At 55.9% G+C, this 13,635-nt stretch carries 16 protein-coding genes and 1 tRNA gene; 11 read left to right on the forward strand and 6 right to left on the reverse strand.

Annotated elements, in window-relative coordinates; genetic code table 11:
* Positions 1-11: 11 nt before the first annotated feature.
* Positions 12-1,322 (reverse strand): MFS transporter, encoded by a 1,311-nt coding sequence (locus RT613_RS08290; protein ID WP_313614566.1) that lies wholly within the window; start codon positions 1,320-1,322, stop codon positions 12-14.
* A 347-nt stretch (positions 1,323-1,669) separates the two neighbouring features.
* Positions 1,670-1,754 (reverse strand) — tRNA-Leu (locus RT613_RS08295).
* A 262-nt stretch (positions 1,755-2,016) separates the two neighbouring features.
* On the opposite strand from RT613_RS08295, the gene RT613_RS08300 reads away from it, so the two are divergent.
* Positions 2,017-2,532: a disulfide bond formation protein B gene (locus RT613_RS08300; protein WP_313614462.1), complete on the forward strand. Its 516-nt coding sequence runs from the start codon at positions 2,017-2,019 to the stop codon at positions 2,530-2,532.
* 16 nt (positions 2,533-2,548) lie between these two features.
* Here RT613_RS08300 and RT613_RS08305 read toward each other — a convergent pair whose 3' ends face one another.
* Together RT613_RS08305 and RT613_RS08310 are read right to left on the reverse strand one after the other, a co-directional pair.
* On the reverse strand, positions 2,549-3,106 hold the full coding sequence (locus tag RT613_RS08305) for an HNH endonuclease (RefSeq protein ID WP_313614464.1): 558 nt from the start codon (positions 3,104-3,106) through the stop codon (positions 2,549-2,551).
* Between the two features lie 100 nt (positions 3,107-3,206).
* Complete coding sequence (locus RT613_RS08310; protein WP_313614466.1) at positions 3,207-3,851, reverse strand: DNA-3-methyladenine glycosylase; 645 nt, start codon at positions 3,849-3,851, stop codon at positions 3,207-3,209.
* Positions 3,852-3,922: 71 nt separating this feature from the next.
* Here RT613_RS08310 and gluQRS point away from each other — a divergent pair, with 71 nt between their 5' ends.
* Positions 3,923-4,819 (forward strand): tRNA glutamyl-Q(34) synthetase GluQRS, encoded by an 897-nt coding sequence (gluQRS, locus tag RT613_RS08315; protein WP_409558786.1) that lies wholly within the window; start codon positions 3,923-3,925, stop codon positions 4,817-4,819.
* On the opposite strand, the gene RT613_RS08320 is transcribed toward gluQRS, so the two are convergent.
* Entirely contained in the window at positions 4,790-5,698 is a 909-nt protein-coding gene (locus RT613_RS08320; RefSeq protein ID WP_313614470.1) for a YihY/virulence factor BrkB family protein, read from the reverse strand. The genes gluQRS and RT613_RS08320 overlap by 30 nt on opposite strands.
* A gap of 81 nt (positions 5,699-5,779) precedes the next feature.
* Between RT613_RS08320 and RT613_RS08325 the strand changes: the two genes are divergently transcribed.
* From RT613_RS08325 to RT613_RS08355, 7 genes are all read left to right on the forward strand, one after another.
* On the forward strand, positions 5,780-6,613 hold the full coding sequence (locus tag RT613_RS08325; protein WP_313614472.1) for an SDR family oxidoreductase: 834 nt from the start codon (positions 5,780-5,782) through the stop codon (positions 6,611-6,613).
* A gap of 98 nt (positions 6,614-6,711) precedes the next feature.
* Positions 6,712-6,909, forward strand: a complete 198-nt coding sequence (locus tag RT613_RS08330; protein ID WP_192491515.1) for a twin transmembrane helix small protein — start codon at positions 6,712-6,714, stop codon at positions 6,907-6,909.
* Positions 6,910-6,918: 9 nt separating this feature from the next.
* Entirely contained in the window at positions 6,919-7,497 is a 579-nt protein-coding gene (locus RT613_RS08335; protein ID WP_313614474.1) for a cob(I)yrinic acid a,c-diamide adenosyltransferase, read from the forward strand.
* 27 nt (positions 7,498-7,524) lie between these two features.
* Positions 7,525-8,310 (forward strand): rhomboid family intramembrane serine protease, encoded by a 786-nt coding sequence (locus RT613_RS08340; RefSeq protein WP_313614476.1) that lies wholly within the window; start codon positions 7,525-7,527, stop codon positions 8,308-8,310.
* A gap of 169 nt (positions 8,311-8,479) precedes the next feature.
* Entirely contained in the window at positions 8,480-9,226 is a 747-nt protein-coding gene (locus tag RT613_RS08345; protein WP_313614478.1) for an electron transfer flavoprotein subunit beta/FixA family protein, read from the forward strand.
* Positions 9,227-9,250: 24 nt separating this feature from the next.
* A complete protein-coding gene (locus tag RT613_RS08350) occupies positions 9,251-10,180 on the forward strand; it encodes an electron transfer flavoprotein subunit alpha/FixB family protein (protein ID WP_313614480.1) in 930 nt (309 codons plus the stop codon).
* 120 nt (positions 10,181-10,300) lie between these two features.
* Positions 10,301-11,182, forward strand: coding sequence for a 3-hydroxybutyryl-CoA dehydrogenase (locus RT613_RS08355; RefSeq protein ID WP_313614482.1), 882 nt, complete (start codon positions 10,301-10,303; stop codon positions 11,180-11,182).
* A 56-nt stretch (positions 11,183-11,238) separates the two neighbouring features.
* Here the strand turns inward: RT613_RS08355 and tlpA are convergent, their stop codons facing one another.
* Positions 11,239-11,907, reverse strand: a complete 669-nt coding sequence (tlpA, locus tag RT613_RS08360; protein ID WP_313614484.1) for a thiol:disulfide interchange protein TlpA — start codon at positions 11,905-11,907, stop codon at positions 11,239-11,241.
* A gap of 24 nt (positions 11,908-11,931) precedes the next feature.
* Here tlpA and argH point away from each other — a divergent pair, with 24 nt between their 5' ends.
* Positions 11,932-13,332, forward strand: coding sequence for an argininosuccinate lyase (argH, locus tag RT613_RS08365; protein WP_313614486.1), 1,401 nt, complete (start codon positions 11,932-11,934; stop codon positions 13,330-13,332).
* 95 nt (positions 13,333-13,427) lie between these two features.
* Entirely contained in the window at positions 13,428-13,631 is a 204-nt protein-coding gene (gene lptM, locus RT613_RS08370) for an LPS translocon maturation chaperone LptM (protein WP_313614487.1), read from the forward strand.
* Positions 13,632-13,635 lie beyond the last annotated feature (4 nt).

Here is a 13,635-nt window from a genome sequence, read left to right on the forward strand (position 1 = left end):
GAGCGCCACGATCAATCCTCGTGGATATTGCTCGCATGCTTGGTGTCGCGCATGCGGATGTAAACGATCAACGACAAGCCAATCATGATCGTGACATACCAGAAGAACCATTCTTCATGGCCGATCTGCTTGAACTTCAGGGCCACAAATTCTGCCGTACCACCAAAGACCGTGTTGGCAAGCGCATAAGGAAGTGCAACGCCAAGGGCACGGATGTGCGCCGGGAAAAGCTCCGCCTTAACAACGGCATTGATCGAGGTGTAACCAGTCACGATCAACAGGCCTGCCAGCACCAGAGCGAATGCGGCAAAGGCATTTGTCGTTACAGCCAGTGTCGAGAAGATAGGGTAGGTGCACAGAAGACCGAGCACGCCGAACGCGACCATCAAAGGCTTACGGCCAATCTTGTCGGAAAGTGCACCGGCAATCGGCTGGAAAAGCATGAAAACGAACAGCGCTGCTGTGGTAATCTCTGTCGCACTTTCCTTGCTGAAGCCTGAGGTGTTGACGAGAAATTTTTGGAGATAGGTCGTGTAGGCATAGAAGGCCAGCGTGCCACCGGAGGTCAAGGCCATAACCATCAGCGCTTCGCGCGGATAGTGACGGAAAAGCGCCCAACCACTGGACTTCGGCTTTTCTGCCGTGTCCGTCTTGGTGTTTTCAAACGACTGCGTCTCAACCAGACCTCGGCGAATGTAGAACACCGCAATGGCCAGGAAACCGCCAATCAGAAATGGAATGCGCCAGCCCCAGGCACTCAGCTGCTCCGGCGTCAGAATCCGCTGCAACACCAGCAGAACGGCGAGCGCCAGCAACTGACCGGAAATCAGCGTGACATATTGGAAGCTGGAGAAGAAACCACGGCGGTTCTTGCCAGCCATCTCGCTGAGGTAAGTGGCGCTTGCACCATATTCACCGCCAACGCTGATACCCTGCAGCAAACGCGCAAACACCAGAATGGCAGGCGCGGCAATGCCGATGGTTTCGTGGCCGGGAGTAATGGCAATCAGAAGAGATCCGAGACACATCAGCGTGACGGAGAGCGTAAGACCTGCCTTGCGGCCTTTGCGGTCCGCGTAGGTTCCCATGAACCAAGCGCCGATCGGGCGCATCAGAAAGCCAACGGCAAAAACCGCCGCAGCACTCAACAACTCAGCAGTCTGGTTGCCGGACGGAAAAAAGATCGGCGCAAAATACAAAGTAAAGGCCGAATAGACGTACCAGTCATACCATTCGACGAGGTTGCCTGCAGAGCCACCAACAATCGATTTCAAACGGGTTTTCTGGTCCAGAACTGGAGCACCAGTCGGACTTGATGTCATCTTATTCACAGTAACTCCAATTCGTAATTATCTGGAGATGAGGCGCGCGGGAGGTAGGAGATGCGATATTTTGCCGCGCCATATCACGGCTATACACCCGGATTGCTGCGGTGCGCAAGTTTATGCTGCATTGCAACATTCATGGATTAGACCAAAGGATGAGACGCCATCAGATGCACTCAAGCACCGGCAGCAAGCACGGCTTACGGGTAACGTCAGGAGACGGTGATAAAGTGGGTCGCATCAGACTGAAGCGGCGCTGTTATTATGCAGACCCAAATGCGCCGCAGAAACGCACGCCAAAAATGCGTTACAGCATGATATTTTCAATGATGCGGGAAAGTTTTTGGTGCCCCTTGCCGGAATCGAACCAGCACTCCTCTCGGAACCTGATTTTGAGTCAGGCGCGTCTACCAATTCCGCCAAAGGGGCAAACAGGAGCAAAGTCCTGTGGTATGGCGCCGGACTATACGAAGGAACTGGTTCCGGTCAACCGGTTTTTGCAAAAATCAGCAATTCACGAAACTTTGCTTGAGCACGAGACCGGGCAGAACAATCGCCGCATTTACATTTCAGCCTGCAGTGGATTACAGGTTACAACGTAATGCCGGGCAGGACGGCACCCTCTCTCCCTTCCTTTCCTGTCTCATGCGTGGGCATTTATCCCACAGATACCGAAGCAAGAGTGAAATTCATGGCACAGACACAATCCGCGCAATCCGGCCTTACCGTATCTTCCGTTCTGGTTACCGCAGGCATGATCTTTACCGTGGGCTCAGCACTCGGTTTCCAGCACATTGGCGGTTACACGCCCTGCGCACTCTGCCTTCTGCAACGCGACCCCTATTATTACGCTATACCGCTCGGCATCCTGGCCATTATCGCCAGCCTGCTGAAACTGCCATCCAGGATCGTCAAGATACTTCTAGTGCTGATCGGCATCGCCATGGTGATTGGCGCCGGCATGGGTGTTTACCACTCCGGCGTGGAATGGAGTTTCTGGGAAGGTCCGATTACCTGCTCCACCGGAGCGCCATCTATCACCACCAATGCTGGCAGCCTGCTGAATGACCTCAATGCCGTCAAGGCACCATCCTGCAACAGCGCTGCGCTGCGGGTGCTTGGCCTGTCCTTTGCAGGCTGGAACGTGATCGCGAGCATCGTCCTTGCCGCAATCGCCTTTTACGGCGCGACACGCAAGAAAATCTGACCGGAAACCGGCTTCATCAAGGCTGAAGCTCGGTATCCCAGTAAAGATAGTCCATCCAGCTTTCATGCAGGTAATTGGGCGGGAAAAGCCGCCCATTATTGTGCAGGTCCTGCACGGTTGGCTGGTATGGTTTCTGATGCGGTAGCATGCCAGCCTGTTTGGGCAGTTTACTGCCTTTTCTCAGGTTGCATGGGGAGCAAGCCGCCACGACATTTAGCCATGTGGTTTCGCCGCCATGTGCCCGCGGTATCACATGATCGAAGGTCAGATCGTCATGGGAACCGCAATACTGGCATTGGAACTTGTCGCGCAGGAAAACATTGAAGCGGGTGAAGGCTGGATTTCTGGCCGGTTGCACATAGGTTTTGAGGCTTATGACACTCGGCAATCGTATCGAAAAACTCGGGGATGATACCGAGTGATCATACTCTGCTATGATATTCACACGATCTAGAAAAACCGCCTTGATCGCGTCCTGCCATGACCAGAGCGACAAGGGATAATAACTCAGTGGCCTATAATCAGCGTTCAGAACGAGCGCCGGTAAAGCCTGTGGGGAGACTGCAATCGTCAAGGGCTTCTCCTGATCGATTCGGCATCTGCATTGTGTATATTAGGTCCGTTGTTACAGTATTGTGAAGCCTATAAATTTAGCGCCGAAAGAAAGGCATATTTCAGGCGATCGGCAGTGCTTCGCGCCGCGTGATCACGGCGTAATGTGCCCAGAAAAGCCGGGCAGCGACCGAACGCCATGGCGACCATTTTTCTGCCAGTGTTGCAAGCTGCGAAGTCGTTGGGCGCGCCTCCAGAGCAAGCGCATGGGCAACCGCCGCCTGCAAGGCGACATCACCGGCTGGAAAAATATCAGCATGCCCGCCACAAAACATCAGATAGACCTGCGCCGTCCAAGGCCCGACACCTTTGACGGCAGTCAATTCGGCCATCGCAGTCGCTGCTTCCTTTTTGCTGAGCGCTTCAAGATCAAGCTCGCCTTCGGCAACGGCAGTTGCAATACGCAATAGGGTTTGCGCCTTGGCCCGCGACAGACCAAACCCGGCAGAAATCTCCGGATCGATGGCAAGATAATTTTCAGCCGTCAGTAGATCAGCGCCCTTCACGATCCTCCCCCAGATGGCGTCCGCGCTGGCGCGCGACACCATCTGCGAAACGACGATGCTGGCCAATCCGGCAAATCCCGGTTCACTGAGGCGCAACGGCACCGGACCGCAGCCACTGGCAACCAGACTGAGCGACGGATCAAGCTCAAGCAAAGCAGCAAGTCCGGTGCGGATATCTTCATCACCTCGAATAACCGTCATCGAACCTTCCTCAACGCGCGTCGCACCCACGAGCACCGCGTTAGCCTACCCTTGGCAAACGCACAAAAATAATGCCTGTAGAGAGCATGTCTGATCTGCCTCGTCAAAACTGCATCACCCGTTTTGCGCCAAGCCCCAATGGGCCATTGCATCTGGGTCATGCTCTTTCTGCCCTGTTGAATGCCGATATGGCCAGAAAAATTCACGGCCGTTTTCTGCTGCGCATTGAAGACATCGACCAGACACGCTGCACACCGCAATTTGAGCAGGGCATTTACGACGACCTGTCCTGGCTTGGCCTGTCCTGGGAACAGCCGGTACGCAGGCAGTCGGAGCATTTCGACGACTACCGCTCTGCACTGGAAAAGCTGGTGGCCATGGATCTTGCCTATCCGGCATTCCTGACGCGCGGTGAGGTCAAGGCAGTCGTCAAGGCCACCGAGGCAACCGGCATGCCATGGCCGCGCGATCCTGATGGCGCACCGCATTATCCTGACATCGACAAACAACGCACAACGGCCGAACGGCAAGACCGCCTTGCTGCAAATGCCCCCTTTGCATGGCGGCTGGACATGCAAAAAGCCATATCCACTTTGCAGGGGCCGTTGCTCTGGGAGGAATATGGCAGTGGTCAGCATCAGTCTGTTCAAGCAGACCCGGCTCAGTGGGGTGATGTCGTGCTGTCCCGCTCGGACGCGCCTTCCAGTTACCATCTCTCGGTGGTGATCGACGATGCCCTGCAAGGCATCACCGATGTGGTGCGTGGCATGGACCTTTACCACGCCACCGCCATTCATCGCCTGTTGCAGCAGCTTTTGGACCTTCCGGCACCCAATTATCATCATCACCGGCTTATTCTCGGTGACGATGGTCGCAAGCTTTCCAAAAGCGAAGGCAGTACGGGACTGGCAGCCTTGCGCGCGATGGGCAAAACGCCCTCAGATATCCACCGCCTGATCGGGCTCTGAGCTTTCCTTGATGGTTTTGCCATTGATCGTGCGTTTGATGATGCGGCGGACCTGATATTTCATCAGGGCCGCGTTGACCTCGGCACCGAGCATGAAAATCACCCCGATCATGTAGAGAAACACCAGCACGATCATCACCGATGCCAGACCGGCATAGGTGGCGGTGTAATTGGCGAAAGTGGCAAGATAGGACGCAAAGAGCAGCGCGCCGGCCACCCAAAACAGCAGGGTCAGCACAATACCCGGCAACACATCCAGCAAACGCCGCCTGCCTGCTGGCAGCCACAAATGTGCGATCACCAGACCGGTAAATAGCACGATGATCGTTCCGTAAACACCCAGGCTGGACATGGTGCTGAGAAAATCCGTCATCCACGGAAAGCGCTCTTCGGCAAAGGCAAGCGCCACTGGCACCGCCACCAGCACCGTGCTGATCGCAGCAAAGATGATGACCGCCATCAGCACATAAAACAGGCTCCAAAGACGGGTGACATACCACCAACGTGTTTCCGACACCCGGTAGGCGCGGTTGAGAGAGATACGCAGCGCCTCCACCCCGTTCGACGCGAAGTAGGCGGCTGCCAGCACCGACACGGTCAACAGTCCGCCGCGTGGAATGGTCAACACCTGCTGCACCTGCGCAGCAATGGGTGCGGCAATCGCTTCCGGCCAGGTGTCGAAAATCAGATGCACGGCGGTTTCTGAAAAACTGTCGGCGCCGAGAAAACCGGCGAGAGCCGTTCCGAAAATCAGGAACGGAAAAAGTGCCAGCAGAATGGACAGTGCCACGTGACTTGCCATTGCCCAGCCGTCATCTTCCGCAAAATGGAAATAGGCATCAAAGGCGACCTTGTAGGCCAGTCGCAATGTAGCGAACATGTCACCTCCTGAATCGGGCATGCTGATTGTAACTTAGCAGCGAATATGGGAAATCAGCATCGTTTTGTACAGGGAAGAGGCATGACAGACAAACCGGTCATCATCATTACGGGCTGCTCATCGGGTATTGGCGCATATTGCGCAGCAGCTCTGCACAAGGACGGTTGGCGGGTGTTTGCCACGGTCCGCAAGACTGAGGATATGGCCGCACTGGAAGCCCAGGGCATTGAGACCCTGTTGATGGATTATACCGAACCCGCCTCAATTGCTGCACTGGTCGACACGGTTGCCGCCCGCACCGAAGGACGCATCGACGCGCTGTTCAACAACGGCGCCTATGGTCAGCCGGGTGCAGTCGAAGATCTTTCGGTCGATACCCTGCGCCGCCAATTCGAGACCAATGTTTTTGGCTGGCATGACCTGACTTGCCGCGTCATTCCCTTCATGCGCAGGCAGGGCCATGGCCGCATCGTGCATTGCTCGTCCATTCTCGGTCTCGTGCCTTACCGTTACCGTGGGGCCTATACTGCTTCCAAATTCGCACTTGAGGGGTTGGGCGTGACCCTGCGTATGGAGCTGGAAGGCAGCGGCATTCATGTCAGCATGATCGAGCCGGGGCCGATCGCGTCAAAATTTACCGCAACGGCCCTTTCGCACATTGAAGTCAATATTGATCTGAAGAACTCGGCCCATGCGGCGCAGTACGAAAGACAACTGGCGCGACTGGACGGAACAGGCCCGGTCAACAAGCATAAACTTGGTCCTGAAGCCGTCCATAAAGTACTCAACCATGCCTTGACCGCAACAAGACCGAGACCGCATTATCTGGTCACAGTTCCTGCCAAACAGGGCGCGTTTCTGAAAAGGATATTACCCGCTGACATGTTTTATCGGTTGCTGCGAAAATTCGACTAGAGAAACGTGGCTGGCAGGAAGAGCAGAACGCGCGACTAAAAAAATGATGATGCGTATCAACACGCACGGACCTCAAGGGAAACAACAGGGATAAAATCATGTCGGGCTTCACAACGGTTCTTGCCCTCATTGTCATGGGACTTGTCGTGCTCGTGCTGATCCGCGGGCTGTTCAACATGCTCAAGGGAACGGATGGCAACAAATCAAACAAGCTGATGCAGTTGCGTCTGGTGCTGCAGGCGCTGGCGATTGCGCTGATCATGCTGACATTGTGGATTACCGGCGGCGGACGTTAAGGCAGGAAGATGGTCAAGCTGAACAAGATTTACACCCGCACCGGCGACAAGGGCACAACCGCACTCGTTTCCGGACCGCGCCGCCGCAAGGATGATTTGCGCGTCGAGACCTACGGCACGGTGGATGAAACCAATTCGGCCATCGGCATGGCACGTCTGCACACCAAATCCTTTCACGAGTTGGATGCGATGTTGATGCGTATCCAGAACGACCTGTTTGATCTGGGCGCCGACCTTGCCGCCCCCGATACGGGCGAGCCACTGGGGTACGAGCCTTTACGCATCATTGCCGCTCAGGTCACGCGCCTGGAAACGGAAATCGATGCGTTGAATGCCAGCCTTTCACCGCTGACATCCTTCGTGCTGCCGGGCGGTTCGCCGGCATCGGCCTACCTGCATCTGGCACGTACCATTTCCCGCCGCGCAGAACGACAGATCGTGGAGCTGTCTTTCACCGATGGCGAAACGGTAAACGCAGCGGCACTGCAATACATCAATCGTCTGTCTGACTTCCTGTTTGTGGCAGCCCGTTTCACAAATGACGGTGGCGCCACCGACATTCTCTGGGTCCCTGGCAAGAACCGCTGAGAATGATCATGCATCAGAGGAAAATCGATGTTCATACCGCTGCATGATTCGAACTCCCTCAAATACATCAAGACGCAATATGTCACGATTTCGCTGATCGTCATCAACACGTTGGTGTGGTTGGCAACAGGTGCATTCGTGTCAGATGAAACCTTTGGCCGCGCCGCAATGGGGCTTGGTTTCATTCCTGCCGTTGTCTTCGACTACGCCCATCTGGAACCGGCACTGCAGATGATACCGGATGACGCGACCTTGATTACCTACGCGTTTCTGCATGGTGATTTCTGGCACCTCGCCGGCAACATGGTGTTTTTGTGGGTGTTCGGCGACAATGTCGAAGATGCGCTTGGCCATGTCAGATTTCTGCTGTTCTACCTCCTGTGTGCGGCAGCTGGTGCCCTGTTCCATGGTCTGGTTGCGCCGATGTCGGAAGGGCCGCTGATTGGTGCTTCCGGCGCTGTATCAGGCATTGTTGCCGCCTATTTTCTGCTGCATCCGAAAGTGCGTGTCTGGGTTCTGGTGCTGTTTCGTGTTCCGCTGCCACTACCAGCCTTTATTCCGCTGGCCCTGTGGATCGGCCAGCAGTTTCTGATGCTGGCGGCTGGCATGGATGACGCTGTGTCATGGGGCGCCCATGTCGGCGGAATTCTGGCCGGCGGTATTCTCGTTGTATTCATGCGGCGGGCGGGTGTGCCACTGTTCGACCGCACTATTGTGACACCAAAGGCCGTAAAACACGTCACTGAAGTGCCAAAAACTGTGCCTGTGTCGCAAACTCAGCGGTCAAATGACGGCATTCGATGGGGCCGTTAGACGTAAACAGTTTTATTTATCTTCACGTAAACGTAAGCTATCAGCCAAACGCATGGCCTCATGAGCAATGTTCCGTTGAATTTATGGAAAAAATGCGTATCCATGTGCCCACTCGAAAATATGGTGGTCGTATGCTCTGTCCACATGATTGAAGTTGAAGGAAAACCCCATGAAGATCCTTGTGCCCGTTAAACGAGTCGTTGACTACAACGTGAAAATCCGCGTGAAAGCAGATGGCACGGGCGTTGAACTTGCCAACGTGAAAATGTCGATGAACCCGTTCGACGAAATCTCCGTCGAAGAAGCTCTTCGTCTCAAGGAAGCTGGCAAGGCTGAAGAAGTGGTCGTTGTTTCCATCGGCCCCGCCAAGGCTGAAGAGACGCTGCGCACCGCGCTGGCCATGGGCGCCGACAGAGCCATTTTGATCGAAACCGACGAAACCGTTGAGCCGCTGGCCGTTGCCAAGCTTTTGAAGGGCGTCGTTGAGGCTGAAACGCCTGACCTGGTTATCCTTGGCAAGCAGGCCATTGATGACGACAGCAACCAGACCGGCCAGATGCTGGCAGCACTTCTCGGCTGGGGTCAGGGCACCTTCGCTTCGAAAGTTGAAATTGCTGACGGCTCCGTTGCTGTGACCCGTGAAGTTGACGGCGGCCTGCAGACCGTTTCGCTGAAACTGCCTGCGATCGTCACCACCGATCTTCGCCTCAATGAACCGCGTTATGCCTCGCTGCCAAACATCATGAAGGCCAAGAAGAAGCCGTTGGACAAGAAGACACCTGCCGATCTCGGTGTCGACATTGCTCCACGCCTCAAGGTTCTGAAAACCGAAGAACCGGCTGGCCGCAAGGCTGGCGTCAAGGTTGGCTCGGTTGCAGAGCTGGTATCGAAACTCAAGGCCGACGGCGTATTGTAAGAGACGGAAAAGGGAGATTTTATTATGGCCATTCTTCTTCTGGCAGAACACGACAACGCAACCCTTTCCGACCAGACCGCCAAGACGCTGACGGCAGCCGCCAAGATCGGTGGTGACGTGCATGTGCTGGTGGCTGGCTCTGGCGCCAAGGCTGCCGCCGATGAAGCTGCAAAGCTTTCCGGTGTTGCCAAGGTGCTTCTGGCTGACGATGCATCCTATGCCAACCAGCTGGCAGAACCGCTTGCTGCGTTGATCGTATCGCTGGCACCGTCCTATGACGTCATTATTGCCCCAGCGACCGCATCGGCGAAAAACGTTGCGCCACGCGTTGCAGCCCTGCTCGACGTTGCACAGGTTTCCGAAATCACCGAAGTGGTTTCCGCTGACACCTTCAAGCGTCCGATCTATGCCGGTAACGCCATCCAGACCGTACAGGCAACCGATGCCAAGAAGGTTATCACCGTGCGTACAGCTGCCTTCGCTGCAGCTGCTGCCGGCGGTTCTGCTGCGGTTGAAGCAGTTGCTGCTGCTGCCAACCCTGGCGTTTCGTCCTTCGTATCAGACGCGCTGGCATCGTCTGACCGTCCGGAACTGACCTCTGCCAAGATTATCATATCAGGTGGTCGTGCGCTTGGTTCTTCCGAAAAGTTCAAGGAAGTCATTCTGCCGGTTGCTGACAAGCTGGGCGCTGCCGTTGGTGCATCCCGCGCTGCTGTTGACGCCGGTTACGCACCGAACGACTGGCAGGTTGGCCAGACCGGTAAGGTCGTTGCGCCGCAGCTTTACATTGCTGCCGGCATTTCCGGTGCCATTCAGCACCTGGCAGGCATGAAGGACTCGAAGGTCATCGTTGCCATCAACAAGGACGAAGAAGCACCGATTTTCCAGGTTGCCGATTACGGCCTGGTGGCAGATCTGTTCGACGCCCTGCCTGAGCTTGAAAAAGCACTGTAAGAAAACAGACCTGATGAATTGATTGCCGGGCAGGAAACTGCCCGGCAATATTTATTAATCCCTGCACCCATATATAATGCCCGCAAACATCATACCCTTTTGCCCGGAGGAAACAGCACCATGACCGTTAGTTTGAAAAATATCGGCATTATCGGAGCAGGGCAGATGGGCTGCGGCATTGCCCATGTTTCGGCACTGGCCGGATACAAGGTGCACATTTACGACCTGAGCCAAAGCGGCATTGAAGCCGGCCTTGCCACGATCAACGGCAATCTGGCCCGCCAGGTCAGCCACGGCAAACTGGAAGACGAAAACCGCAAGAACGCACTGTCCAAGATCAGTGGCTCGACCGACATCAACGATCTCGCCTCCATGGATCTGGTGATCGAAGCGGCAACCGAAAGCGAAGACATCAAACGCAAGATCTATGCGCAGGTCTGCCCGGTTCTGAAACCCGAGGCTCTGCTGGCCACCAACACTTCATCACTGTCGATTACCCGCCTGGCATCGGCCACAGACCGTCCCGAGCAGTTCATGGGCATCCACTTCATGAACCCGGTTCCGGTGATGAAGCTTGTGGAGCTGGTGCGCGGCATCGCGACCGGCGAAAAGACATTCGATGCAGCCAAGGACTATGTGCGCTCGCTGGACAAGGCGATCACCGTTGCCGAAGATTTCCCGGCCTTCATCGTCAACCGCATCCTGCTGCCGATGATCAATGAAGCGATCTACACGCTGTATGAAGGCGTCGGCACCGTGGAAGCCATCGACACCGCCATGAAACTCGGTGCCAACCATCCGATGGGACCGTTGCAACTGGCCGACTTCATCGGTCTGGATACCTGCCTTTCCATCATGCAGGTGCTGCATGATGGCCTGGCGGACAGCAAATACCGCCCCTGCCCGCTGCTGGTCAAATATGTCGAAGCTGGATGGCTCGGTCGCAAATCCGGCCGTGGTTTTTATGACTATCGCGGTGAAACACCGGTTCCGACTCGCTGAGACTGTGCAATTGAGCGGGGGAGAAAAGGTAAATCCACCCCCGCCAGATCATCGGATCACGGTGCCTTTGCCGCCGAGATCAATGCCTTCGCATCGGGACTGTCCCATGCCGCCGGCCCATTCATGGACGCCAGCAGGCATCCCTTGCCATCAAATAGCAAGGTGGCAGGCAGGCCAAAAGCCAGCCCTTCCTTTTTCAGCACGTTAAAAACGCCCATGGAACTGTCGCGGTAATAACCGAGCGCGCCGATCTTGTATTCGTCAAGGAAGGTCTTCGGTTTTTCATCGCCGCCGGTATCGATATTGACGGCCACAACTTCAAAATCCTGACCACCGGCCTCCTGCTCCAGCGCATTCAGCGCCGGCATTTCTTCGCGGCACGGCACACACCATGTCGCCCAGAGGTTCAACAGCACGGTTTTCCCGGCAAAATCTGCCATGGTCATGTCTTGTCCTTCAGGACCCTTGAAGGAAAGATTGAGCGGACGCGGCTCGGACGCTGGCGCCATGGCAGCCACCTGCCCCTTGGAAAAAGGCTTCAAGGCCGCAATACGGTCGCCTGCCCCCTCACATAAACCGGCGACATTGGCCTGAACCTCTTGAACCTCGCTACCAGACCCAATATGCCTCATGTACACCGCGCCTGCACCGGCGATGATACCGGCAATGGCGGCAATACCAACAAGCTTGGCAGAGGGAAGGCGAAATGGTCTCTTATCTGTCACTACATACTCCGGGACTGGCAAACCATGGCTGACGGCAACGACACGAAATCCTCTAACCAGATGTGGGGCGGGCGCTTCGCATCCGGTCCGGCCGCAATCATGGAAGAGATAAATGCCTCCATCGGCTTCGACAAGAAACTTTATGCCCAGGACATCCGCGGCTCTATGGCGCATGCTGCCATGCTGGCTGAAAAAGGCATTATTTCGCACGAAGATAAAGACAAGATCACTGAAGGCCTGAACACAATCCTGTCAGAGATCAAAAACGGCACCTTCGAATTCTCGCGCAAGCTTGAAGATATTCATATGAATATCGAAGCCCGCCTTGCAAACCTGATTGGTCCTGCGGCAGGTCGTCTGCACACCGCCCGCTCGCGCAACGATCAGGTCGCGCTCGATTTCCGTCTGTGGGTAAAGGAAGAGCTTCAGAAAACCGAAGCCATGCTGACGGATCTGATTGCCGCTTTCCTCGACCGCGCGGAAGAACATGCCGCAACCGTCATGCCGGGCTTTACCCATCTGCAGACGGCACAGCCGGTTACCTTCGGCCACCACTGCATGGCCTATGTGGAAATGTTCGGCCGTGACCGCGCCCGCGTGCGCCACGCCATCGAACATCTCGATGAAAGCCCGATTGGTGCGGCTGCACTTGCCGGCACCGGATACCCGATCGACCGTCACATGACCGCCAAGGCACTTGGTTTCCGCGAACCTACCCGCAACTCCATCGATACCGTTTCAGACCGCGACTTCGCACTGGAATTCCTGTCGATCGCCTCGATCTGCGCCACGCATCTGTCGCGCCTGGCCGAAGAAATCGTCATCTGGTCGACACCGCAATTCGGCTTCATCCGTCTGTCGGATGCTTTTTCCACCGGCTCCTCGATCATGCCGCAGAAAAAGAACCCGGATGCCGCTGAACTGGTCCGCGCCAAGACCGGCCGCATCAACGGCTCGCTAATCGCGCTTTTGACGGTGATGAAGGGTCTGCCGCTCGCCTATTCCAAGGACATGCAGGAAGACAAGGAACAGGTCTTCGATGCGGCCGAAAGCCTTGAACTGGCCATTGCCGCCATGACCGGCATGATCCGCGACCTGGAAGTGCGCTCCGACAAGATGCGTGCCGCTGCCGGTTCCGGTTATTCCACAGCCACCGATCTGGCCGACTGGCTGGTGCGTGAAGCAGGTCTTCCCTTCCGTGATGCCCACCATGCAACAGGTCATGCCGTGGCTCTGGCAGAAAAGAAGGGTTGCGATCTCGCCGACCTGTCGCTGGAAGAATTGCAGGCCATCAACCCGGCCATCACCAACGGCATTTTCGACGTTCTGTCGGTTGATGCATCGGTTGCCAGCCGCACCAGTTTTGGTGGCACGGCACCGTCTGAAGTGCGCAAACAGATTGCCTGGTGGCGCGCGCGCAACTGATCAATTTAGCGTTACGCCAGTATCACAAGAAACAGGGTGCACAAGCGCCCTGTTTTTCTGTATCAGAAGAGCAACTTTTTCCTTTGGACAGACCCATGCTTTCAAAAACGGTTCGTAGCTTCCTTCTTCCCCTTGGCATGATGCTTGCCGTCAGCCTCGTCGTTACCGGTTGCGGCCGTAAAGGCGCCATCGATCCGCCGAGCACGCCGGTTGAACAGCGCAACAAACGCGCCGCCGATGGCAAGGAAGTACAACAGGTAACGCCTGAGCGTCCTTTCGTTCTCGACCCGCTGCTCTAACGGA

Source organism: Agrobacterium sp. (assembly GCF_032092815.1).
Lineage (GTDB): Bacteria > Pseudomonadota > Alphaproteobacteria > Rhizobiales > Rhizobiaceae > Agrobacterium.

Excerpts from the sequence above, each read along its gene's own strand:
- RT613_RS08290 (WP_313614566.1), bottom strand. The coding sequence starts at position 1,322 with ATGACATCAAGTCCGACTGGTGCTCCAGTTCTGGACCAGAAAACCCGT.
- RT613_RS08300 (WP_313614462.1), top strand. The coding sequence starts at position 2,017 with ATGGCACAGACACAATCCGCGCAATCCGGCCTTACCGTATCTTCCGTT.
- RT613_RS08310 (WP_313614466.1), bottom strand. The coding sequence starts at position 3,851 with ATGACGGTTATTCGAGGTGATGAAGATATCCGCACCGGACTTGCTGCT.
- gluQRS (WP_409558786.1), top strand. The coding sequence starts at position 3,923 with ATGCCTGTAGAGAGCATGTCTGATCTGCCTCGTCAAAACTGCATCACC.
- RT613_RS08320 (WP_313614470.1), bottom strand. The coding sequence starts at position 5,698 with ATGTTCGCTACATTGCGACTGGCCTACAAGGTCGCCTTTGATGCCTAT.
- RT613_RS08325 (WP_313614472.1), top strand. The coding sequence starts at position 5,780 with ATGACAGACAAACCGGTCATCATCATTACGGGCTGCTCATCGGGTATT.
- RT613_RS08330 (WP_192491515.1), top strand. The coding sequence starts at position 6,712 with ATGTCGGGCTTCACAACGGTTCTTGCCCTCATTGTCATGGGACTTGTC.
- RT613_RS08335 (WP_313614474.1), top strand. The coding sequence starts at position 6,919 with ATGGTCAAGCTGAACAAGATTTACACCCGCACCGGCGACAAGGGCACA.
- RT613_RS08340 (WP_313614476.1), top strand. The coding sequence starts at position 7,525 with ATGTTCATACCGCTGCATGATTCGAACTCCCTCAAATACATCAAGACG.
- RT613_RS08345 (WP_313614478.1), top strand. The coding sequence starts at position 8,480 with ATGAAGATCCTTGTGCCCGTTAAACGAGTCGTTGACTACAACGTGAAA.
- RT613_RS08350 (WP_313614480.1), top strand. The coding sequence starts at position 9,251 with ATGGCCATTCTTCTTCTGGCAGAACACGACAACGCAACCCTTTCCGAC.
- RT613_RS08355 (WP_313614482.1), top strand. The coding sequence starts at position 10,301 with ATGACCGTTAGTTTGAAAAATATCGGCATTATCGGAGCAGGGCAGATG.
- argH (WP_313614486.1), top strand. The coding sequence starts at position 11,932 with ATGGCTGACGGCAACGACACGAAATCCTCTAACCAGATGTGGGGCGGG.
- lptM (WP_313614487.1), top strand. The coding sequence starts at position 13,428 with ATGCTTTCAAAAACGGTTCGTAGCTTCCTTCTTCCCCTTGGCATGATG.